Here is a 21,438-nt window from a genome sequence, read left to right on the forward strand (position 1 = left end):
ACATCTAATCTGTAACAGACCTGCACATAATGACAACAAAAACTCGTTTATTCAGCTTCGTTTTTTCTTTAACCCTCGGGTTGGTAACATTATTATTGCCTTTTGATAGCACAGCGCAAAGCACAACTAAAGGTGCAAGCGGCTTACCAATACCGCGTTTTGTTAGCTTAAAAGCAAAGCGCGTGAATATGCGCGTTGGCCCAGGTCAAAATTACAGGGTATCTTGGCTTTACACAAGAGCGGGTATCCCGATGGAAATTGTGCAAGAATATGATAATTGGCGACGTGTACGAGATCTCGACGGAACTGAGGGATGGGTTTTTCACTCACTATTGAGCGGTGAAAGAAGTGCTGTCGCTGCGCCTTGGATGAGAACCAAGGTAGAAGCATCACATATCAACGTATACAAGAAAGCCACCCAAAACAGTACTATATCTGCAAAGCTTGAGCCTGGTGTTGTTACAAAAATCGAACAATGTACCGGAGATTGGTGCGAAATACGTGTTGAAAATATACAAGGATGGGTTTCGCAAAGCGAACTTTGGGGCGCTTATCCTGGCGAAGCGTTTAAATAATAGTTTTGATAAGTTTTTATCGGCTTATTTTTTCGGGCGAAGCCGGACAATTACATCTACATTGGCAATTTCCATTCCCTCAGGAATGTCTGGTAAACCAGTTACACTCAACTCGTCCGTTTCAATATCAAAAACCTCTTCCGAACCTTCAACAATAAAATGATGATGATCAGAAACATTTGTATCAAAATATGTTTTATTGGAATCAAGAGATAAAACACGCAGCATACCAGCATCCGTAAACTGATGCAGCGTGTTATAAATCGTTGCTAACGAACAAGACACACCGCTTTTTAGCGCATCATCTTGCAAGGCTTCGGCGGTCAAGTGACGATCACCACGTTCAAAAACAAGTTGGGCAAGTGCAACACGCTGGCGGGTTGGTCTTAAACCAACTGCACGCAATCGATCTGCTGAAGCACGATTTTGCTCACAATCTACTTCAGAAATATCTAATTTTGCATCTTCAAGCATCATTCTTACTGTCCAAGTTCAAAGTCACATCTTCATATCATATAACTTTTATGGGATTAGCTTGCAATAGTCTCCAATAAACACCAAATTCCTTGAAAGAGTACTAGTTTCCTTTCTCATGATCCGCTATTTGAGGTTTATATAGATTCATATTGAAGTAAATTAGGTGAATTGACGAAAAGATGCCAACAGACGTGGCATAAGGGGAGATAAGTTTTTGACTGAAGATCGGCAATCGAGTTTTACGTATGAAGAAATTCTAACCTGTAGCCACGGCAAAATGTTTGGCGAGGGAAATGCACAATTACCTTTGCCACCAATGTTGATGGTCAATCGCATCACAGAAATTTCTGAAACTGGTGGTGAGCATGGCAAAGGTGTCATCCGCGCTGAGTTTGATATCAATCCGGACCTTTGGTTTTTTCCTTGTCACTTTGAAGGTGATCCGGTGATGCCAGGCTGCTTGGGACTTGATGCGCTATGGCAATTGACGGGTTTTTATTTAGGCTGGCTAGGCGAGCCTGGCAAAGGTCGCGCGATATCAACTGGCGAAGTTAAATTTAAAGGCATGGTCACACCGGAAACAAAAGTCGTCGAATATGGAATCGACTTTAAACGCGTTATGCGTGGCCGCCTTGTACTTGGTATTGCTGATGGTTGGGTAAAGGCAGATGGTGAAGTTGCTTTCCTTGCAAAAGATTTACGCGTTGGCCTCTTTCAGGACAACAAATAAGCACTGACCTGGAATTATGAATTAATCTGGCTCGATATTAATTCTAGAGCCACCCGAAGGAAGGGATATAGATGAGACGAGTTGTTGTAACAGGTATGGGGATTATATCCTCCATTGGTACAGGTAAAGACGAAGTTCGCGAATCGCTCCGCGATGCAAAATCCGGCATTACATTCTCCGAGAGCTTTTCTGAAAAAGGCTTCCGCAGCCGCGCTTGGGGTGAACCTAATCTGGCTGATCCGGCACCGCTAGTTGACCGTCGCGCCATGAGATTTTTATCTCGTGCTGGCGCTTGGAGCCATCTTGCAATGCAAGAAGCTATCGACGATTCCGGCCTCGAACAATCCGACATTACAAATGTGCGTACAGGAATTGTTGCAGGTTCCGGTGGTGCAGATACCGATACGGTTTACCAGTCAGCACTTACAACCGTCGAAAAAGGCAGCCCAAAACGCATTGGACCATTTGCAGTTCCAAAAGCCATGAGTTCAACGACATCAGCCACACTTGCCACGTGGTTTAAGATCCACGGTGTAAACTATTCCATTTCATCAGCCTGTTCGACATCCGCGCACTGTATTGGCAATGCAGCCGAACTTATTCAATGGGGCAAGCAGGACGTTGTATTTGCAGGTGGACACGAAGACCTACATTGGACAATGTCCAATCTGTTTGACGCTATGGGTGCGATGTCATCGAAACATAATGACAATGCTTCAAAAGCATCGCGCGCTTATGATGCTAATCGTGATGGGTTTGTTATTGCCGGCGGTGCAGGCATGGTGGTTCTTGAAGAATTGGAGCATGCTAAAGCTCGTGGCGCTAAAATCTATGGTGAGATCGTTGGTTATGGCGCAACGTCTGATGGTTTCGACATGGTTGCCCCATCTGGAGAAGGTGCCGTACGTTCTATGAAGATGGCGCTATCGACCGTTGATAATCCGGTCGATTATATCAACACGCATGGCACATCAACAGGCGTTGGTGACATCAAGGAAATCGGTGCTATCAAAGAAGTATTTGGCGATAATGTCCCACATATTCAGTCAACAAAATCTTTGACTGGTCACTCACTGGGTGCAACAGGCGTACAAGAAGCTATTTATTCATTGCTCATGATGAATGCAGGCTTCATTGGCGAAAGCGCGCATATCGAAGAGCTTGATCCAGAGTTTGAGGGCATGCCAATCGTTCGTAAACGTATTGATGATGCTAAATTTGATACCGCTATTTCCAATTCATTTGGCTTTGGTGGTACAAACGCAACGTTAGCATTCCAGCGCTATAACGGTTAATTCGCTCAGGGGAACGATATGATTGATATGAAAGGTAAACGCGGCCTTATTATGGGCGTTGCAAACGATCATTCGATCGCTTGGGGAATAGCAAAAGCACTGCGTGACGCAGGTGCTGAACTTGCTTTTACCTACCAAGGCGAAGCGTTTGGAAAACGTGTTAAACCACTTGCTGAATCCGTCGACTCTGACATTCTTCTTCCGTGTGATGTCGAAGATTTAGAAACTGTTGATGCTGTTTTTGACACACTCAAAGATAAATGGGGCAGCATTGATTTCATTGTTCACGCAATTGGATTTTCCGACCGCAATGAACTTAAGGGGCTTTACGCAGATACAAGTCGCGAGAATTTTTCCAAAACAATGGTCATTTCTTGCTTCTCATTTACTGAAGTTGCAAAACGTGCGGCAGACATGATGAATGATGGCGGATCGATGATCACCCTGACCTATGCCGGTTCAACCCGCGTTATGCCGAACTATAACGTTATGGGTGTCGCAAAAGCTGCCCTTGAGGCGAGCGTTCGCTACCTTGCATCAGATTATGGTCCGCGTGGCATTCGTGTAAATGCAATCTCTGCCGGTCCTGTTCGCACACTCGCCGGCGCCGGAATTGGCGATGCTCGTGCAATGTACACTTGGCAGCAAAAAAACGCACCGCTTCGACGTTCAATTGACATCAATCATGTGGGGCAATCGGCGCTCTATCTGCTGTCAGATATGTCCTATGGTGTCACAGGTGAAGTACATATGGTCGATTCCGGCTATCACGTCACATCAATGCCAACGCTTGATACATTAAACGAGCTGGATTCGAAATAACAAATTATAATTTGAGGTCGCGAAAGCGACCCTTTTTATACTTAGTGATTTGTATCGAGCCAATTCAGAGTTGCTTCTGATACTTCGTTAAATTCTTGCAGACCTAGTGATGCTCCCATTCTATGGCCAACATCAAACTCCATAAATGTGAGGTTTCTGACAAAGCTGTTGAACACCTTTGCACTGCCCGTTGGAGATGTACGATCCCTCTGACCTGTAACGATCAAAACGCGGCCAGGAAAATTTTTTAGATCCTCGCCAGCATGAAAATTTGAGAGTGTTTTATAAAAGTCAGATCGAAAAGCTCTTACTTTACCGCTTGCACTTCGCCATTTGACAACTTCCCTTGGTTTTGCGCTCAAACCTTGCTGAAAGATCGTATCGCCCATAGCGCGTCGATAGGTACGAAGTGCATCGATTTGGGGTGCCCACAGTATAACGGATTTCAATGGGCATATATCATTTCTTTTAGCAACAGAAGCGGCAATCAAGGCGCCCTGACTATGACCCAATACGCTTATTGACGAAGCATCAAAAGTGTCTTGAGCAACAATCCAATCCACTGCTTCAAGCGCTTCTTCTGTTCGCCTTTCAAGCGTCATATTTCGAAAATCACCTTCCGAACCGCCACGACCTCGCGTGCTAACTCGCAAGCTTGCAATACCCCTCATTGCCCAAGTATGTGAAAGTACTTCAAACACAGCGCTATTCATGCCGCGAATAGGTGGACCATTGCGAAGGCCGCTCATGCCACTCAGAATGAGAACAATTGGTGGTTTTTTAATATTAGTCGGCAGGACTAATGTACCAACCAAACTTTGAGCTCCTATTTTGAATGATATCTCTCTTGATGAGACTAAATTATCATCAGCTCTGACGCTAGAAATTGCGAACCAGCTTAAAACCAACAACAAAATGATGTTACTGATTTTGTTCATTTTGAATATTCCTCTTCGCTATACCACTCAGTATTGAGACGTAACTCTCCACGCTCATTGGTTAGCTTACTATTACCGGTCCTTGCGTCAACCGCGTCGAATTCGAAAAATTGATCTGGATCAAGGCATATGCAGCCCCCCATCGTAGACTAATTGAAGAGTATTTGAGAGGAGAGTAATCATGGACAAACAGGTAGATGAAAGTTTTGGAGCAACAGGTCATGTTGATGTCGAGGTGCAACCTAAAAAGGAGGGAATTATTTCCTCTCAGGATCTAAAATCAAAAAAACTGCAGCGTCCGCGAACTCAAGCCGAAATCCGTCGGATGTTTGAAAATGGCGAATATCCCTATACACGGAAAATGAAAGCTGCCACCTATGAGAAGCAAAAAGCAGAACTTCAACTTGAATTATTGAAAGCTCAAGATTGGATTAAGGCGACGGGACAGAAGGTTGTTCTACTTTTTGAGGGCAGAGATGCTGCTGGAAAAGGCGGAACGATTAAACGCTTTATGGAGCACCTCAATCCTCGCGGTGCACGTGTTATTGCGCTCGACAAACCTTCTGAACGCGAGAAATCCCAATGGTACTTTCAGCGTTACATTAATCACTTGCCCGCAGGTGGTGAAATGGTGTTGTTCGATCGGTCTTGGTATAATCGTGGTGGCGTTGAACGGGTTATGAACTTTTGTACTCCGAATGAGTATCTTGAATTTATGCGCCAAGCACCTGAACTTGAACGTATGATGGTCAGGTCTGGAATATTACTTTTCAAATACTGGTTTTCAGTGACCCAAGACGAACAGATAAAACGCTTTAAATCGCGCGAACTCGAACCATTGAAACAATGGAAACTATCCCCTATCGACCGTATGTCTTTGAACAAATGGGATGATTACACAGAAGCTAAAGAGGCTATGTTCTTTTATACGGACACCGCAGATGCACCGTGGACAATTGTTAAATCCAATGACAAAAAACGTGCGCGCCTCAACTGTATGCGGCACTTTCTAGCCTCGCTGCCATATCCCGGCAAAGATACAAGAATAATCAGCCATCCCGACCCATTAATTGTGGGATCGAGCGGGGACGTTATAGGCAGAAGTGAACATATTCTCGGCAAAACTATGCATCCGGAACGGAAACGAGAGAGATAGCGTAGCGCATCCGCTCAAAGATCATAAATTTAACAATCGACTCTATCAAAGGAGCTTATATGTCTCACGTACCACATGAACTCGCAGAAGAATTCCCTACCCAAACGGATAAAATTCATGAACTAAAAATTGGGAACGCCCATTTCGCGAAACTGGCTGATCAATATCATGAGATTAATCGGGAAATACATCGTCTTGAAACAGGTATAGAGCCAGCTTCTGAATTACGAGAAACCCAATTGCGTAAGGAACGCATGACACTCAAAGATATGATTTCCACCATGCTCTCGGCATCCTGAAAGGACGTATATTTTAGTTGGTAACCCAGCGCGACCAATCGCTAACATTACCACGAGCATCGCACAATTTACCCTTGCGGATTTCTGCATCGCCGACATCTTGAGGGTAAATAAAAATCGCACCGAGCAATATCTCCGAATTAGAAATATTATATCGGTTAAAGATTTGAGACGTTCTAAGAACACCACCTGTCGACCAATAGGTGCGCCAGCCTGCTTCCGTTGCGAGTAACAAAAGGTTTTGAACAGCAGCGGATGCCGCCGCCACATGCTCCATATTGCGCTCTGTGCCTTCAAATAGGATATTCTCGCTTAAATCATCGTTTGCTGCATCAGGCGTCCATGTGGCAAGAACCATCGCTTCGCTGGCAGCGAGCATATTGCAGATTTTCCCGGCATCGGTATTCTCATTCAAGTAAGTAAGCAACTCACGACAATTAAGAGCATCAAACTTGTACATTCGCCACGGGACAGGTGACGATAAACTAGCCTTGTGAGAACGTTCCGCCTGATGGTGAAATGGTGCCTGCCCCGCAGAAGAAAGCCACTCATCAACCTCTGATCGCTCTAAACCGTACGGAGGCAATGGCTTTACGGGATCAGCCAAAACCTTGCTTGTTACCCGGCGGTTTAGGACATCTTTCAATTTCAAATGATCGTTCATAGTAAGCTCTTTGTTGTTATCTGATCCAATGCCAAATTAAACTAGTCATTTATACTCAAGTTTAAAAGAGGTTAGAGAATTAAAAAACCCCGCCAGTTAGACGGGGTTTTAAAAATTAAGTCAGAATATTTCTATTCTTCAGGTTTGATTTCTTCGCCAGTTTCCTGATTAACAACTTTCATAGATAAGCGAACTTTTTTACGCTCATCAAAGCCCATCAACTTAACGAAAACTTTTTGACCTTCTTTAACAACGTCAGATGTTTTAGCAACACGCTCTGCAGCAAGCTGAGAGATGTGTACCAAACCATCACGTGGCCCAAAGAAGTTTACGAACGCACCAAAGTCAGCAACTTTAACAACAGTACCTTCGTAGATTACGCCAACTTCTGGCTCATCAACGATTGAGTGGATCCATTTTTTTGCAGCTTCAATCTCTTTACCTGATGAGGATGCAATGCGAATTGTACCATCATCTTCGATGTTGATTTTCGCACCCGTTTTTTCGCAAATCTCACGAATGATTTTGCCGCCGGCGCCGATAACATCGCGAATTTTATCAACTGCAATGTTCATCATTTCAATGCGCGGTGCAAATTCACCAAGCTGCTCACGGCTCTCAGTCAATGCATTGGCCATTTCGCCAAGGATGTGTAAACGACCATCTTTCGCCTGACCAAGCGCAATCTGCATGATCTCTTCTGTGATGCCATCAATTTTGATATCCATTTGAAGCGATGTGATACCAGCTTCTGTACCAGCAACTTTAAAGTCCATATCACCCAGGTGATCTTCATCACCCAAGATGTCTGAGAGAACAGCAAAGTCGGCGCCTTCTTTAATCAAGCCCATTGCGATACCAGCAACAGGTTTTTGCAATGGAACACCAGCATCCATAAGCGCCAATGATGTACCACAAACGGTAGCCATTGAAGACGAGCCATTTGATTCAGTGATTTCAGACACAACACGAATTGTGTAAGGGAACTGTTCAGCAGATGGCATCATTGGGTTAATCGCACGCCAGGCCAATTTACCATGACCAATTTCACGACGACCAGGGGAGCCAATACGACCAGCTTCACCAACAGAATATGGAGGGAAGTTATAATGCAACATGAATTTAGATTTTGTTGTACCTGTTAGGCCATCAACAAACTGCTCATCTTCTGCAGTACCCAGCGTTGCAACGACAAGGGCTTGCGTTTCACCACGCGTGAACACGGAAGAGCCGTGAGTACGTGGCAAGACACCAACTTCTGAATTAATCGCACGAACTGTTGAAAGGTCACGACCATCAATCCGCGTTTTCGTTTCAAGAATGTCACCACGAACAACAGTAGCTTGAGCCGATTTAAACACAGCACCAATTTGTTCTGGTGTGTATTCTGGCTCTTCACCCTCTGCAGGTGCAAGTTCTTCTTTGACAGTTGCTTTGACCGCATCAATTGCATCATAACGTGCAGCTTTATCAGAGATTTTATAAGCAGCACGAAGACCCTCATCAGCAATCTTGATGATTTTTGCTTCAAGTTCAGAATGATCTTCAGGAATAAATTCACGAGGCTCTTTTGCTGCAGCTTCAGCTAGTTTGATGATTGCATCAATTACAGGCTGGAAGCCTTTTTGACCGAACATCACAGCGCCAAGCATGACATCTTCAGCTAGTTCTTTAGCTTCTGATTCAACCATTAATACAGCATCTTGAGTACCTGCAACCATAAGATCAAGATCAGTTTCTTCCATCTCGTCAATGTGCGGGTTTAGAACGTATTCGCCGTTGATATAACCAACGCGCGCGCCACCAATTGGGCCCATGAAAGGGACGCCAGAAATTGTAAGAGCTGCAGAAGCTGCAACCATTGCCAATACGTCTGGGTTATTTTCCATGTCGTGTTGAACAACTGTTAGAATGATTTGTGTTTCATTCTTGTAGCCATCTGGGAAAAGCGGACGGATCGGACGGTCGATCAAACGACATGTCAGCGTTTCGTTTTCACTCGGACGACCTTCGCGCTTGAAAAAACCACCTGGAATTTTACCAGCAGCAAATGTTTTTTCCTGATAGTTTACAGTCAGCGGGAAAAAATCCTGACCTGGCTTCGCGCTCTTTGCAGACACGACTGTCGCAAGAACAACTGTTTCGCCGTAAGTAGCCATAACTGCACCATCAGCCTGACGTGCAACTTTACCTGTTTCTAAGATGAGAGGGCGACCGCCCCACTCTATTTCCACTTTGTGGGAATCGAACATTTATATCTATCCTTCGTACATAATTTTGATCTGCCCCGTGGGCATTATGATTTTCGTGTGATCAAAATCTTTAAGTTTGGTGCGCCAGCGGGCAAGACAACAAGAAACTTCTTATTAGGTGAAGCATCTGATAATCCTGCCCCGCGAGCCGACCACCGGTTAATTTTACATCCCAGCTTATCTGGGCTGCAAATTTTCAATCGCCAAATGCATAACCGGAATTAAGGCTAAATGCAGGGCTTTTAAAAAAATGACGCCCTGCGATAAGCGGGGCGCCAAATAGCAAGATCTTAGCGACGTAGGCCAAGTTCTTTAATAAGATTTTGGTAACGCGCTTCGTCTTTTTTCTTGAGGTAATCAAGAAGCGAACGGCGTGTTGAAACCAAAGCCAAAAGACCACGACGTGAATGGTTGTCTTTTTTGTGCTCTTTGAAGTGTTCTGTAAGGTTCAAGATACGTTCTGTAAGAACCGCAACTTGCACTTCTGGTGAACCTGTATCGCCCGCTTTAGTAGCAAATTTAGCAATAAGTTCAGCCTTACGTTCAGGCGTAATCGACATCGAATTATCCTTTTCTATATTTTAGGATTTCAGGGTCGCCCACCGCCGAGATATCGTCCAGCGAGGGCCATATGCAAATAGCGGAACTAACCTTTAGACCCGCTATCGCAGCGTATAGTCGAAAAAATAGCAAAAAGCCAGCGTTTTTCACCACTGAACTTATTTAAAGTGGTCAGTTATATGGCGATCGTCCTTGCAAAAACCATCAAGTTAGCTAGCACTATATCCGTACTGATCTAATTAAGTCGAAACTATGTATTATTGAATACGCGTTTAGGCCTAAATTCGCCACAAGTGATCTGTCCAATTGCGACCAGCTGACCCCTTTCGGTGGCATAAGCTTCATCTTCTTCAACAGGAGCATTATGACCGCGTAGGAGAACTGGATTGCCGCTTCTTATGCGCAAGGCTTGTTGATCAGTAACAACAATATGCGGTAAAGATGAAAGCGCTTCGCCTGTATCAATAAGGTAGCCATCAAGATGTGCCAAGCGCTCGGCATCATCTTCAATCTCTTCAAGTGCCGTTAGCTCAGATAACGGGATCATCTGATCTTCACCAAACGGCATTACACATGTACGGCGCAAGTTTGATACATAACCAAAACAATCCAAGTCTTGACCAAAATCACGTGCAAGTGCCCGAACATATGTTCCTTTGCCGCATTCAACTTCAAATGTGGCTTTGTTTTGATCTGAACCATCGATCAGAGTAAGTCGGTGTATAATGACTTCGCGTTCAGGAATATCGACATCCTCACCGCTACGCGCTTTGTCATAAGCGCGTTCACCAGCAATCTTAATGGCAGAAAATTGTGGCGGCACCTGCATGATTTCACCAATATAGTTCGGCAAAATCTCTTCGATCTCTTCGATTGTTGGCCTCTGGTCAGAGGTGTCTAAAACCTCACCTTCCAAATCATCAGTCGAACGCTGCTCACCCCAAGTCACAGTAAATTGGTAAATTTTACGCCCATCCATCACATAAGGAACAGTTTTTGTTGCCTCACCAAGTGCAAGCGGCAGCATACCTGATGCAAGCGGATCAAGCGTTCCGGCATGGCCGGCTTTTTGGGCTTTGAAGAGCCATTTTATTTTTGAAACGGCTTCTGTTGAACCAAAGTCGTAGGGTTTGTCTAAGATAATCCAACCTGAAACCGGACGACCTTTTTTCTTTCGCTGTCGTGCCACGTTTTATGCCTCATTATCATCGGGCTGACCATCATTAGACGGCTCATCAATATCAGGTTGCTCCAAATCGCGCAAAACTTCCGGCCGACTTAACAGCTGATCAATACGGTTATAATTATCAAAACTCGTGTCATCGCGAAATCTAACCTCAGGCATATATTTCATATGACTGAGCTCCGGTCCTAAACGTTTGCGAACGAATTTAGCACTGCGATTTAGCCCTTTAAGTACGTTTTTCTGATCATCTTGGCCAAGTGCTTTTACATAGGCATTTGCAATCTTTAGATCCGGTGACATGCGAACTTCGGACACGGTAATCACCACACCCTCTACATCCGGATCGCGAATTTCATCGCGCTGCAGGATTTTAGTGACCGCAGCCCTTACCATCTCACCAACGCGTAACATGCGTTGCGATGGCGCTGACGTTGTTGCTTTTACCATTTTAGATTCTCAAAATTTAAGTGCAGCGATTGCGCCATGAAAGCGCAATCGACTTGCTCAATTAAAGTGAGCGTTCGATGTGCTCGACACGGAAACACTCGATGACATCTTTTGCACGGATGTCTTCATAGTTTTCAAATGCCATACCACATTCTTGACCTGAATTAACCTCAGATACTTCATCTTTGAAGCGCTTAAGCGTTTTCAAGCTGCCTTCATGGATAACCACATTATCACGAAGGAGACGTACACCTGAGCCACGTTCAACCTTGCCTTCCGTGATACGACAACCAGCAACTTTACCCAATTTGGTGATGTTGAAGACTTCCAATATCTCTGCGTAGCCAAGGAATGTTTCGCGGCGTTCTGGTGACAAGAGACCAGACATTGCAGATTTCACATCATCAATGAGATCATAGATGATGCTGTAATATCTGATTTCAACACCGGCAGCTTCAGCAGCATCTCGCGCTTGTCTGCTTGCACGAACGTTAAAGGCGATAATCGGCGCCTCAGATGCTTCGGCCAATGCCACATCAGATTCTGTAATACCGCCTGCGGCAGAATGAACGACGCGAGCTGCGACTTCATCTGTGCTAATTTTATCAAGAGAGCCAATGATGGCTTCAATAGAACCTTGCACGTCGCCTTTGACAACAAGCGGGAATTCACTTGTTCCAGTAACTTGAAGTTTCGTCATCATCTGTTCAAGTGAACCACGAGAACCTGATTGACGTGCAGCCGCTTTATCACGCGCCAGACGTTGACGGTATTCTGCATATTCACGTGCCTTTGCTTCATTTTCAACGACAGCAAAGCGATCACCGGCTTGTGGCGGACCATTCAGACCCAACACTTCAACTGGAACTGCGGGGCCAGCTTCTTTAACATGAGCACCTTTGTCATCCACCAGAGCACGTACTTTACCCCATTGATCACCTGCAACAATGATTTCGCCTGGATGTAATGTACCCTTGCTAACTAGAACAGTCGCAACCGAACCACGACCGCGATCTAGTTTAGCTTCAACGACTGTACCCTCTGCCGTGCGGTCTGCATTGGCTTTTAGATCAAGTACCTCGGACTGAAGGATAATTGCTTCGAGTAGCTTATCAAGATTTGTGCCTTTGAGTGCTGATACTTCGACTTCAAGCACCTCACCACCCATAGATTCTACAAATACTTCGTGCTGCAAAAGCTCAGTTCTAACTTTTTGCGGATCAGCGGACGGTTTATCCATCTTGTTAATTGCAACGATGATTGGAACACCAGCGGCTTTCGCATGATTGATCGATTCAATCGTTTGCGGCATGACACTATCATCCGCGGCTACAACTAGAATTGCAATATCAGTTACTTCAGCACCACGTGCACGCATTGCCGTAAAGGCAGCATGACCCGGTGTATCAATGAACGTAATTTTCTGACCATCCTGCTCAACCTGATACGCACCAATGTGCTGGGTAATACCACCAGCCTCACCAGAAACAACATTGGCATTGCGCAATGCATCAAGCAATGACGTCTTACCATGATCAACGTGACCCATAATTGTAACAACAGGTGAACGTGGTGTGAGTTCGCCGTCATCATCGCCATCTTTTATATCAAAGATTTTATCTTCGATATCTGACTCTGACACACGTTTAACTGTATGGCCAAATTCACCGGCGATCAACTCAGCCATATCCGCATCAATCACATCGCCTGCTGTCATCATCTGCCCCTCTTTCATAAGGTACTTGATAACGTCAACAGAACGTTCAGCCATGCGCTGAGATAATTCTTGGATTGTAATGGTTTCAGGAAGCGTCACTTCACGCGCAATTTTTTCACGCTCGACCGGTTCCATTTGCGCCCGGCGCATTTTTTCCTGACGACGACGTGTCGCTGCAAGTGAACGAGAACGCCCGCCATCATCATTAAGGGCTGAAGTAAGTGTCAGCTTGCCGCGACGACGATCATCTTGACCACGTGGGTTACGTGTCGGTTTTGGTGCCTCTGGGCGTGCCGGCTTACCACCACGCGGCGCAGCTTTATTTGCAGGTGCAGCATCCGCTTTTTTGCCGGTATTACGACGCCCTGCCTCAGGTGTTTCACTGACGACATCAACAGGTGCTTTTTTGCGTGCTATTTCTTCTGCGTGTTTTTTCTCATCAGCTTCTTTTTGTAGCCTTAGATCTTCTTCAGCTTGTTTGCGAGCAAGCTCTTCGACCTCTTTCGCACGAATTTTTTCTTGCTCAGCACGACGAAGAGCGTCTTCTTCCGCACGTTTACGATCTTCAACTTCTCGAACACGTGAACCTTCAAGCGCTTTACGTCTAGCTTCCATCTCGCTCGCAGAAAGGCGCGAACCTTGCTGCACAGTTGGTTTAGGGCGCATTGGCGATGGAGCCGGCTCTTTTTTAACAGGAGCAGCAGCTGGCGGTGGTGTTTTTTCACGTGGCTTCAACGAAATTGTAGGCTTTTCTTCGTCAGGACGAGAAATACGACGCTTCCGTGTTTCCACGACCACAGACTTAGAGCGTCCACGCCCTATATCCTGGCGCACAGTTCCCTGGCCAAGCCCTGCGCCCTTTAGCGTTAAGGTCTTTTTGGCGCCTGTTTCATTTTTCTTATCGTCTGTACTATCGTTCATATAACTTCCGTTCCTTTTGGGGTCTCACCCCAAGCTGCTGCCAGCTTTTACACTCCGTTACACCACATCGCGAAGAAATGCATCAAAAACTCGTCATTTTTGGTTTTCTTTTTCCGATATAGGTATTTCTCTGTAATCAGCCAGCGCCTTTGCTCGCTTCAATACACTTTCACCCGCACGTCCTGCAAGGGCTGCCGCATGAATAAAATTTCCTTCGCCAAGCACATTTGACATTTCATCGCTCGAGAACAACGAAAAAGAAGGCATTATCGCTTCTTCCGTCATCTTTGAGTAAAATGTTCTTGCTTGGTTTAACTTACGTATACCATCTTCGGCGGCATCAGTTGCATGAAAACTTGCTACTGCTTCGCCATTGCGTAGAGCCGTATCAACTTTTGCTGATCCGGTAATAAACTGGCCTGCTTTACGGGCCATCCCAATCATACCTAAAGTTGACTTTGTCAGCAACATATCGACCGATGTCGATAAATTGTCCGGCACATCCACTTTAGATTTCAATGCGTTTGCAAAAACATTTCTATTTACTGCCTGATCAATAATAGACTTTTTTGCAGTAACCCAGCAACCTCGGCCAGGTAACTTTTGCTTTAAATCAGGAACAAGTTCCCCTGATGGACCCACGACAAAGCGCACAAGCTCTTCGGCCTGTAGCTTTTCTCGGGTAACGATACACATGCGATCGTTCATATTGTCCATCCTGGGTCAACACCTTGCTCACATCAGTCTTTAAAGACTGATTCAGCTGTAGGCTCTACTTCTACAGCCGGTTGATCTTCTTCTAAGAGCGCTTCTTCACCTTCTTCCAATTCAGTCGCAGCTGCATTCATTGCATCAAGCTCTTCTTGCGTAATCCAGCCTGCCGCTAAACGAGCAGACATAACCATGGCTTCTGCTTCATCGCGGGAAACTTCTTTACTGGAGAAAAGGCCCTCAAAACGTTTTGTTTCGCCATCTTTACGTTCAGTCCAACCAACAAGATCATCTGCGGCACAGCCAGCAAAATCTTCCATTGTTTTGATGCCATCCTCGCCAAGGGCAACGAGCATCGCCGTTGTAATACCGTCGATTGCCAGAATTTCATCCGAAACACCAAGCTCTTTGCGTTTTGCGTCAAGTTCACCCTCGATACGATCGAGATATTCACGTGCACGGGTTTGCAGCTCTTGTGCAGTATCAGCGTCAAAACCTTCAATAGATGATAGTTCATCAAGCTCAACATAGCCAACTTCTTCGACCTGACTAAAGCCTTCAGAGGCCAGAACCTGACCAACCATTTCGTCTACATCAAGCGCTTTCATGAAGAGTTCTGAACGTTCTGTGAACTCTTTCTGACGACGAGAAGATTCTTCTTCTTCTGTCATGATGTCAATATCCCAGCCGGTAAGCTGAGAAGCCAGGCGTACATTTTGACCGCGACGACCGATAGCCAGTGAAAGCTGATCATCCGGCACAACAACCTCAATACGCTCTGCATCTTCATCCAAAACAACTTTCGCAACTTCCGCTGGCTGAAGCGCGTTCACGATAAAGCTTGCAGGAGATTGAGACCAAGGAATAATGTCAATTTTCTCGCCTTGCAGCTCGCCAACAACAGCCTGCACACGTGAACCACGCATACCAACACAGGCACCCACTGGATCAATTGACGAATCATTTGAAATCACTGCGATTTTGGCGCGTGAACCTGGGTCTCGAGCAACAGAGCGAATTTCGATAATACCATCGTAAATTTCCGGCACTTCCATCGTAAACAATTTAACCATGAATTGGGGGTGTGTACGAGATAGAAAAATCTGCGGGCCACGTTGCTCGCGGCGCACATCGTGCACATAAGCACGAACGCGATCACCATAACGAACATTTTCACGAGGAATCATTTCGTCACGACGAATAATACCTTCACCACGACCCATATCGATAATCACATTACCATATTCAACACGTTTAACTGTGCCATTGACGATTTCACCAACACGATCTTTATATTCTTCAAATTGGCGATCGCGTTCTGCTTCACGAACTTTTTGCACAATAACCTGCTTTGCAGATTGTGCAGCAATGCGACCAAAGTCCATTGGGGGAAGCGGATCGTGCACTTCATCACCAACTTTAGCATCTGGATCGCGATCTTGTGCAATCATCAAAGCCATCTCAGTAGAATAATCTTCAACAACATCAACAACCGTCAGCATGCGTGTGAGTTTAATTTCACCAGTCTTAGGGTCAATATCAACTTGAATATTGGATTCTGTGCCGTATCTCGAACGTGCCGCTTTTTGAATTGCTTCGGCCATAGCATCGATAACGATCTCACGATCAATAGCTTTTTCCCGCGCAACTGCGTCAGCGATCTGCAACAGTTCAAGTCTATTTGCACTAACTGCCATTTTTGTCTCCATATGAGGGTATAAACCCATTTATTCCCTAATTAAGCAGCCCCAAATTGGGCTATCCCAAATTCACTTAACTCTATTACTCAGTTGTACCGTTGTTCGGTGAACCATTCTCATTGTCAGCTTTCCGCTGGGCCTTTTTTGCCTGCTTGTCAGCCTTTAATGCCTGATCAATAAGCTCATCCGTCAAGATCAACTTTCCTTCTGCATAGGCAGAAAACGGTATTGTCAAAATTGCCTCTTCATCGGGTGACGGATCATCGCGCTCAATGACAAAACCAGTTTCATCAACCTCACCTATCCAACCACGAAACCGTTTGCGACCTTCAACCATCACGGATGTTTCGCACTTTAAAATATGCCCAGCCCAGCGCACAAAGTCACCTTTACGAACCATTGGACGATCAATCCCGGGGGATGACATTTCCAAATGATAAGCTCGCTCGATAGGATCTTCCACCTCAAGCACAGGCGAAATCGCACGCGAAACAGCTTCACAATCTTGTACCGACATAGTGCCATCGGGGCGCTCAGCCATAATTTGTAGCGTTAAACCGTTTTCGCCTGTGGTGCGGATGCGCACAAGCTGAAAACCCATAGATTCTATCACAGGCTCAACGATCTCGGCAACTTTAGCTTCTAATCCAGTTTCTACAAAAAGCCGTGGCTCAATTTCAGATATTTGTTCCAAGTGTCACATAATCCGTCAATGTTAAATTGTCTTCAAGTAACAAAAAAGAGCGGGTCCGGTAGGGCCCACTCTTGTTCATCAGATCAAGATTTGTGATCTATTTAGTATGATTTGCCACAAAATGCAAGCGAGTCATCGACGACCTTCTCCTCATACAGACTTAACATTTCTAAAAATGGAAAAAAACATCAATCCAATCAGGACAAAATGGATTATTTCGAAAACAAGCTCCAGAGCAACATATTCAAACGTAGGAGATACGGCAAATTTTGCCGGAACGACCAATGCGGCATAAGTTATTAGGAAAACACCAAATCCTACAGTTAACATCAGCGCCGTTTTTAGAGTTGGCGCGAGTGGAAAAAATTTACCAAATAGATAGGTGATGGTAATCGCTTGAATAACGATTGCTACAAAACCAAGCGGTATAATTGGCTCTGACCTATATGCCGACACCGCAAGCGCTGAATATGCCTCTTTAAAAAACACTAAATTCCATATGATCGCCCAGGCAAATGTAACAGCAATGTAAGAAGCGAAAGCCACAATCTGTCGTTTAATACTCATATATATTCCTCCAAGTTTAACTTGTTTTTTGCAAGTAAATTATTTTTAATGTGATTCACTTGTTAATTGCAAGTATTATATAATATGCTAAACTCATCCCATGGTGAAAGATTCTAAAATAAACTGGGATGGATGCCCCGTGCGGTACGCAGCATCCATCTTTGCTGACCGCTGGAGTTTTATGCTGCTCCGAGATGTACTGTTCAAAGGCAGGCGCTACTACGGCGAGTTTTTGGATGCAGGTGAAGGCATATCAACAAATATTCTTGCTGATAGACTAGGCAAACTGGAAGCTTCGGGAATTTTTACGCGTCACAGAGACCAAATTAAAAAATCGAAGGTCTATTACCTACCAACAGAAAAGGCATTGGAACTTATTCCTATTTTCCTATCAATCATTGAGTGGGCGGAGCGTCATGATGAGAATACAGAAGTGCCAAGGGATTTTATAACATCTTATCGAAATGACGCTGACGCCACTATTTTAGAATCCAAGAAGCTCATTTCGCTCGTAAATGAGCAGATAACTAAACTAAATTAAGGACCTCCATTGGCATATAATGAAGAAACTGCGGATAGATTTCGTAAAAAATTGGGTCTTATGGATGGTGTCGGCGAGAAAAAAATGATGGGCGGCATATGCTTTCTTCATCATGGCAACATGATCGGCGGCGTATCAATTGAGAAGAAAACTGGTATCGACAAATTTATGTTTCGTGTTGGCAAGGATAACGAAGACGAAGCGATTGCACGGTATGGCGCCAAAGCACTCTCATTTACAGGCCGGCGAATGGGTGGTCTTGTTGAGAAGGCTTGCACGGAGTGCAACAACGATGATCTTGATGGATTGATTTCTCTTTCGATGAGTTTTGTCGGTCAACTTCCACCTAAAAAACCAAAAGAAACGAAGTAAATCCTGACGTTTCCGCATTATATAGACGAGTTGACGCATCATAAAATCTGGCGCACAAAGATTTGTCTCACTTAAACACCTGATTTCGCACCAAATACTGAAAGCAAACCATGTCAGCTACTTTTGATCTCACGGAAGGTTCTATACCGAACCATTTCAAAAAAATCGCCATTCCCGCTGCCATAGGCATGATTTTTACGACACTCTACAATGTTGTTGATGTGTTTTACGCGGGGCTTTTGTCCACCGATGCACAAGCAGGCTTAGCTATAGCCTTTCAGGTCTTTTTTGTGCTGGTTGCTCTTGGAATTGGCCTCAGCTCAGCTATGGGCGCGCTTGTTGGCAACGCACTGGGAGCCAAAGATAACCGTTTGGCCAAAGAAATAGCGACACAAGGCATTGGATATGGCACTATCGCGTCTGTCTTCTTCGGTATTCTTGGCTTTTTCTTTGGTGCAGACCTTATTGCAATTATTACAGAAGCAGGCGCTTATCGTGACGCAGCGAACAATTATTTCCTCGTTATGTTGCTTGCAGCTCCGGCGTTCTTACTCACATTTGGCGCTAATGGTATTTTACAGGCGCAAGGTGATACGGTCTCTATGGAACGTGCACAAATTGCCGCCTTCTTTGCAAATCTTATATTAAATCCATTGTTTATCTTCGGCATTCCAGGTTTTATTGATGGCTTCGGCTTCACCGGACTTGCACTCTCAACCGTGGTCAGCCAAACAGGTGTAATGACATTCATACTCTATCGAGTATGGAAATCTGACCTTATGAAAGCAGATGCTCCTGCAAGTTTTACACCTCACTTTCCAACTTATAAAGACATCACAGCACAAGCGCTGCCATCCAGCTTCACCATGGTTGTCATGATGTTTTCTGGGTTTGTTATTCAATTTTACCTGAAAGGATTTGGTGGAGACGCAGTCGCTGCCTATGGTGTAGCACTACGTGTTGAGCAGCTTTTGCTGCTGCCGGCCTTTGGCCTCACAGGCGCATTATTACCTATTGCCGCACAAAACTTTGGGGCGAAAAACTACGACCGCGTGCGTGAAGCATTTATGTTCTGCTGTAAAGTTGGCATTGTCATGATGCTTGCTGCATCCGGAATTCTCTGGCTCGCTGCTGAACTTTTGATGGGAGTTTTCTCAGATAATTCTGAAGTGCAGAGAATAGGTGCCCAATATCTACGGGTTGATGGTTTTATTCTGCCCGTTTATCTCGTCCTGTTTGCAATAAACTCCTTACTGCAGGCCTTTAAGAAGCCCGTCTGGACATTAATTATCGGTATCTATCGACAGGGGCTAGCGGTCGCTGCCTTTGTCTATATCTTCGTTGTCTTACTAGATTTCGGCACTTTGGGTGTCTGGCTTGGCGTCGCAACTAGTGTGATAACGGGACTGCTATTCTCAATTATTGTAACAGAAGGTATTGCGCGCAAACAAATTGGCGGCATTTTATTTTCAAAACCGAAAGCAGTCGCACAACCCAGCTAGGCTTTCACCTAAAAAACATCCAGCTCTGATCGGGGCCAACGGATTGAAACTTGCGCACCAGTTTCTGGATATTTAAGATTGTTGAATTTGAGGTTCGCACCTGAACGCTCTAGCAGTGTTTTTGCGATAAACAAGCCTAGACCTAAACCGCCTGCCTTATCTAACTGAGAGCCACTACGATGTTTCATATAAGGCTCGCCAATCTGCTGAATCATATGCTGACTATAGCCTGGACCATCATCGGTAATAACTATTTCAACGATATTTGCATCATACCGGGCTTTTATCGTCACCTCGTCACATGCAAAATCAACCGCATTCTCCATCAGATTTCCAAGCCCAAACAGGATACCAGCATTTCGACGACTAACAGGTTCATTTTCAGTTTTTGCATCAATTGAGCTGATAAGTTCAATACCGAATTCACGATGCGGGGCGACAACCTCTTCAATCAATGAACTAAATGGCAAACGTCGCATATGCTCTTCATCTTCAGCTGACAAAGTGGTCAATCTCTGCAAAATATCGCGGCAACGTTCACTCTGGCTGGTTAGCAATTGCACATCTTCATGGAAGGGGCTGTCCGGGCCGATTGCACGCTGCATTTCCTTTGCCACGACAGAAATTGTCGCCAAAGGGGTGCCAAGCTCATGCGCGGCGGCGGCAGCCAAACCATCAATTGCGGATAGATGTTGTTCGCGTTGAAGCGCCAGTTCCGTGGCGCTTAGCGCACCTGCGAGTGCATTGGCTTCAGCAGAAACGCGATAGGCATAAAATGCAGCAAAGGCTGTGGTTGAAACAATCGCGATCCACACACCGAAGAGAAAGACACGCGGAATTTCAAGTTGTGTGCCTTCGTACCAAGGCAATGGCAAGGAATAGAAGCCAAGCACGGACACACTAAAAAAAGTTACCAGACCAAGCAGGAGTGTGCGGCTCATTGGCAAAGATGCTGAGGAAATTATGACAGGCACACATATAAGAATGGAAAACGGATTTGCCAAACCGCCCGTCATGAACAACAATCCAGATAATTGAAGCACATCAAAACCAAGTACAAGCATTGCAGATACTGGCGTTAGTCGCCGTGTAGAAGGGTTCCTCTGTGCCAAGTAAATATTCAAAACAATAGAAATAGCGACAAGGCTTAGACAATAACCGACCGGCAGCGGAAACTTTAAAAACATCGCCACGAACAATATCGTTGCAATCTGACCAGCTACCGCCAACCAGCGAAGCCTGATAAGTGTTTGTAAACGCAACATACGTGAGCGCGAAAACTCTTCAGCCGCTGTCGATGACAAATTCATT

The 21,438-nt window shown here is 45.1% G+C and carries 22 protein-coding genes; 9 read left to right on the plus strand and 13 right to left on the minus strand.

Going from position 1 to position 21,438, the window contains the following annotated elements; translation table 11 throughout:
• Positions 1-29 precede the first annotated feature (29 nt).
• Positions 30-575, plus strand: a complete 546-nt coding sequence (locus tag G3W54_RS16370; protein WP_162654335.1) for an SH3 domain-containing protein — start codon at positions 30-32, stop codon at positions 573-575.
• A 24-nt stretch (positions 576-599) separates the two neighbouring features.
• Here the strand turns inward: G3W54_RS16370 and irrA are convergent, their stop codons facing one another.
• A complete protein-coding gene (gene irrA / locus G3W54_RS16375) occupies positions 600-1,049 on the minus strand; it encodes an iron response transcriptional regulator IrrA (protein ID WP_162654469.1) in 450 nt (149 codons plus the stop codon).
• 217 nt (positions 1,050-1,266) lie between these two features.
• On the opposite strand from irrA, the gene fabA reads away from it, so the two are divergent.
• The 3 genes from fabA to fabI all read left to right on the plus strand — a co-directional run bounded on the left by fabA (position 1,267) and on the right by fabI (position 3,899).
• A complete protein-coding gene (gene fabA / locus G3W54_RS16380; RefSeq protein WP_162654336.1) occupies positions 1,267-1,782 on the plus strand; it encodes a 3-hydroxyacyl-[acyl-carrier-protein] dehydratase FabA in 516 nt (171 codons plus the stop codon).
• A gap of 71 nt (positions 1,783-1,853) precedes the next feature.
• Positions 1,854-3,077: a beta-ketoacyl-ACP synthase I gene (gene fabB, locus G3W54_RS16385; protein WP_162654337.1), complete on the plus strand. Its 1,224-nt coding sequence runs from the start codon at positions 1,854-1,856 to the stop codon at positions 3,075-3,077.
• Between the two features lie 18 nt (positions 3,078-3,095).
• Positions 3,096-3,899 (plus strand): enoyl-ACP reductase FabI, encoded by an 804-nt coding sequence (gene fabI / locus G3W54_RS16390; protein ID WP_162654338.1) that lies wholly within the window; start codon positions 3,096-3,098, stop codon positions 3,897-3,899.
• Positions 3,900-3,940: 41 nt separating this feature from the next.
• Here fabI and G3W54_RS16395 read toward each other — a convergent pair whose 3' ends face one another.
• Entirely contained in the window at positions 3,941-4,837 is an 897-nt protein-coding gene (locus tag G3W54_RS16395) for an alpha/beta fold hydrolase (RefSeq protein ID WP_162654339.1), read from the minus strand.
• Positions 4,838-5,018: 181 nt separating this feature from the next.
• On the opposite strand from G3W54_RS16395, the gene ppk2 reads away from it, so the two are divergent.
• The gene (gene ppk2 / locus G3W54_RS16400; protein WP_162654340.1) at positions 5,019-5,993 is read left to right on the plus strand and encodes a polyphosphate kinase 2; all 975 of its coding nucleotides are present in this window, start codon (positions 5,019-5,021) and stop codon (positions 5,991-5,993) included.
• 59 nt (positions 5,994-6,052) lie between these two features.
• Positions 6,053-6,292 (plus strand): DUF465 domain-containing protein, encoded by a 240-nt coding sequence (locus G3W54_RS16405; protein ID WP_162654341.1) that lies wholly within the window; start codon positions 6,053-6,055, stop codon positions 6,290-6,292.
• Positions 6,293-6,305: 13 nt separating this feature from the next.
• Here G3W54_RS16405 and G3W54_RS16410 read toward each other — a convergent pair whose 3' ends face one another.
• The 10 genes from G3W54_RS16410 to G3W54_RS16455 form a co-directional block, all read right to left on the minus strand.
• Positions 6,306-6,956, minus strand: a complete 651-nt coding sequence (locus G3W54_RS16410; RefSeq protein WP_162654342.1) for a hypothetical protein — start codon at positions 6,954-6,956, stop codon at positions 6,306-6,308.
• A gap of 131 nt (positions 6,957-7,087) precedes the next feature.
• Complete coding sequence (gene pnp / locus G3W54_RS16415) at positions 7,088-9,208, minus strand: polyribonucleotide nucleotidyltransferase (RefSeq protein WP_162654343.1); 2,121 nt, start codon at positions 9,206-9,208, stop codon at positions 7,088-7,090.
• Between the two features lie 290 nt (positions 9,209-9,498).
• Complete coding sequence (gene rpsO / locus G3W54_RS16420; protein ID WP_162654344.1) at positions 9,499-9,768, minus strand: 30S ribosomal protein S15; 270 nt, start codon at positions 9,766-9,768, stop codon at positions 9,499-9,501.
• Positions 9,769-10,019: 251 nt separating this feature from the next.
• A complete protein-coding gene (truB, locus tag G3W54_RS16425) occupies positions 10,020-10,958 on the minus strand; it encodes a tRNA pseudouridine(55) synthase TruB (RefSeq protein ID WP_162654345.1) in 939 nt (312 codons plus the stop codon).
• 3 nt (positions 10,959-10,961) lie between these two features.
• Positions 10,962-11,402 (minus strand): 30S ribosome-binding factor RbfA, encoded by a 441-nt coding sequence (gene rbfA, locus G3W54_RS16430; protein WP_162654346.1) that lies wholly within the window; start codon positions 11,400-11,402, stop codon positions 10,962-10,964.
• Positions 11,403-11,463: 61 nt separating this feature from the next.
• The gene (gene infB / locus G3W54_RS16435) at positions 11,464-14,040 is read right to left on the minus strand and encodes a translation initiation factor IF-2 (protein WP_162654347.1); all 2,577 of its coding nucleotides are present in this window, start codon (positions 14,038-14,040) and stop codon (positions 11,464-11,466) included.
• 93 nt (positions 14,041-14,133) lie between these two features.
• Positions 14,134-14,757: an RNA-binding protein gene (locus tag G3W54_RS16440; RefSeq protein ID WP_162654348.1), complete on the minus strand. Its 624-nt coding sequence runs from the start codon at positions 14,755-14,757 to the stop codon at positions 14,134-14,136.
• Between the two features lie 23 nt (positions 14,758-14,780).
• Positions 14,781-16,448, minus strand: coding sequence for a transcription termination factor NusA (gene nusA / locus G3W54_RS16445; RefSeq protein WP_162654349.1), 1,668 nt, complete (start codon positions 16,446-16,448; stop codon positions 14,781-14,783).
• Between the two features lie 85 nt (positions 16,449-16,533).
• Positions 16,534-17,145 carry a ribosome maturation factor RimP gene (gene rimP, locus G3W54_RS16450; protein WP_162654350.1) on the minus strand — a complete coding sequence of 204 codons (612 nt, stop codon included), beginning with the start codon at positions 17,143-17,145 and terminating at the stop codon, positions 16,534-16,536.
• A 150-nt stretch (positions 17,146-17,295) separates the two neighbouring features.
• Complete coding sequence (locus tag G3W54_RS16455) at positions 17,296-17,712, minus strand: hypothetical protein (RefSeq protein ID WP_162654351.1); 417 nt, start codon at positions 17,710-17,712, stop codon at positions 17,296-17,298.
• A gap of 139 nt (positions 17,713-17,851) precedes the next feature.
• Here G3W54_RS16455 and G3W54_RS16460 point away from each other — a divergent pair, with 139 nt between their 5' ends.
• The 3 genes from G3W54_RS16460 to G3W54_RS16470 all read left to right on the plus strand — a co-directional run bounded on the left by G3W54_RS16460 (position 17,852) and on the right by G3W54_RS16470 (position 20,127).
• On the plus strand, positions 17,852-18,253 hold the full coding sequence (locus G3W54_RS16460) for a helix-turn-helix domain-containing protein (RefSeq protein ID WP_197742881.1): 402 nt from the start codon (positions 17,852-17,854) through the stop codon (positions 18,251-18,253).
• Positions 18,254-18,262: 9 nt separating this feature from the next.
• Positions 18,263-18,625 (plus strand): TfoX/Sxy family protein, encoded by a 363-nt coding sequence (locus G3W54_RS16465; protein WP_162654353.1) that lies wholly within the window; start codon positions 18,263-18,265, stop codon positions 18,623-18,625.
• Positions 18,626-18,735: 110 nt separating this feature from the next.
• On the plus strand, positions 18,736-20,127 hold the full coding sequence (locus G3W54_RS16470; protein WP_162654354.1) for an MATE family efflux transporter: 1,392 nt from the start codon (positions 18,736-18,738) through the stop codon (positions 20,125-20,127).
• A gap of 8 nt (positions 20,128-20,135) precedes the next feature.
• Here G3W54_RS16470 and G3W54_RS16475 read toward each other — a convergent pair whose 3' ends face one another.
• A complete protein-coding gene (locus G3W54_RS16475) occupies positions 20,136-21,437 on the minus strand; it encodes an ActS/PrrB/RegB family redox-sensitive histidine kinase (RefSeq protein WP_162654355.1) in 1,302 nt (433 codons plus the stop codon).
• Position 21,438 lies beyond the last annotated feature (1 nt).

Origin of the sequence: Lentilitoribacter sp. Alg239-R112, assembly GCF_900537175.1 — a bacterium.
GTDB lineage: Bacteria > Pseudomonadota > Alphaproteobacteria > Rhizobiales > Rhizobiaceae > Lentilitoribacter.

Bases quoted from the DNA above. Each gene is read 5' to 3' on its own strand.
- G3W54_RS16475 (WP_162654355.1), bottom strand. From the start codon at position 21,437: ATGAATTTGTCATCGACAGCGGCTGAAGAGTTTTCGCGCTCACGTATG.
- G3W54_RS16395 (WP_162654339.1), bottom strand. From the start codon at position 4,837: ATGAACAAAATCAGTAACATCATTTTGTTGTTGGTTTTAAGCTGGTTC.
- G3W54_RS16405 (WP_162654341.1), top strand. From the start codon at position 6,053: ATGTCTCACGTACCACATGAACTCGCAGAAGAATTCCCTACCCAAACG.
- G3W54_RS16470 (WP_162654354.1), top strand. From the start codon at position 18,736: ATGTCAGCTACTTTTGATCTCACGGAAGGTTCTATACCGAACCATTTC.
- G3W54_RS16410 (WP_162654342.1), bottom strand. From the start codon at position 6,956: ATGAACGATCATTTGAAATTGAAAGATGTCCTAAACCGCCGGGTAACA.
- G3W54_RS16455 (WP_162654351.1), bottom strand. From the start codon at position 17,712: ATGAGTATTAAACGACAGATTGTGGCTTTCGCTTCTTACATTGCTGTT.
- fabI (WP_162654338.1), top strand. From the start codon at position 3,096: ATGATTGATATGAAAGGTAAACGCGGCCTTATTATGGGCGTTGCAAAC.
- irrA (WP_162654469.1), bottom strand. From the start codon at position 1,049: ATGCTTGAAGATGCAAAATTAGATATTTCTGAAGTAGATTGTGAGCAA.
- rpsO (WP_162654344.1), bottom strand. From the start codon at position 9,768: ATGTCGATTACGCCTGAACGTAAGGCTGAACTTATTGCTAAATTTGCT.
- rbfA (WP_162654346.1), bottom strand. From the start codon at position 11,402: ATGGTAAAAGCAACAACGTCAGCGCCATCGCAACGCATGTTACGCGTT.
- fabB (WP_162654337.1), top strand. From the start codon at position 1,854: ATGAGACGAGTTGTTGTAACAGGTATGGGGATTATATCCTCCATTGGT.
- ppk2 (WP_162654340.1), top strand. From the start codon at position 5,019: ATGGACAAACAGGTAGATGAAAGTTTTGGAGCAACAGGTCATGTTGAT.
- infB (WP_162654347.1), bottom strand. From the start codon at position 14,040: ATGAACGATAGTACAGACGATAAGAAAAATGAAACAGGCGCCAAAAAG.
- pnp (WP_162654343.1), bottom strand. From the start codon at position 9,208: ATGTTCGATTCCCACAAAGTGGAAATAGAGTGGGGCGGTCGCCCTCTC.
- G3W54_RS16440 (WP_162654348.1), bottom strand. From the start codon at position 14,757: ATGGACAATATGAACGATCGCATGTGTATCGTTACCCGAGAAAAGCTA.
- nusA (WP_162654349.1), bottom strand. From the start codon at position 16,448: ATGGCAGTTAGTGCAAATAGACTTGAACTGTTGCAGATCGCTGACGCA.
- G3W54_RS16370 (WP_162654335.1), top strand. From the start codon at position 30: ATGACAACAAAAACTCGTTTATTCAGCTTCGTTTTTTCTTTAACCCTC.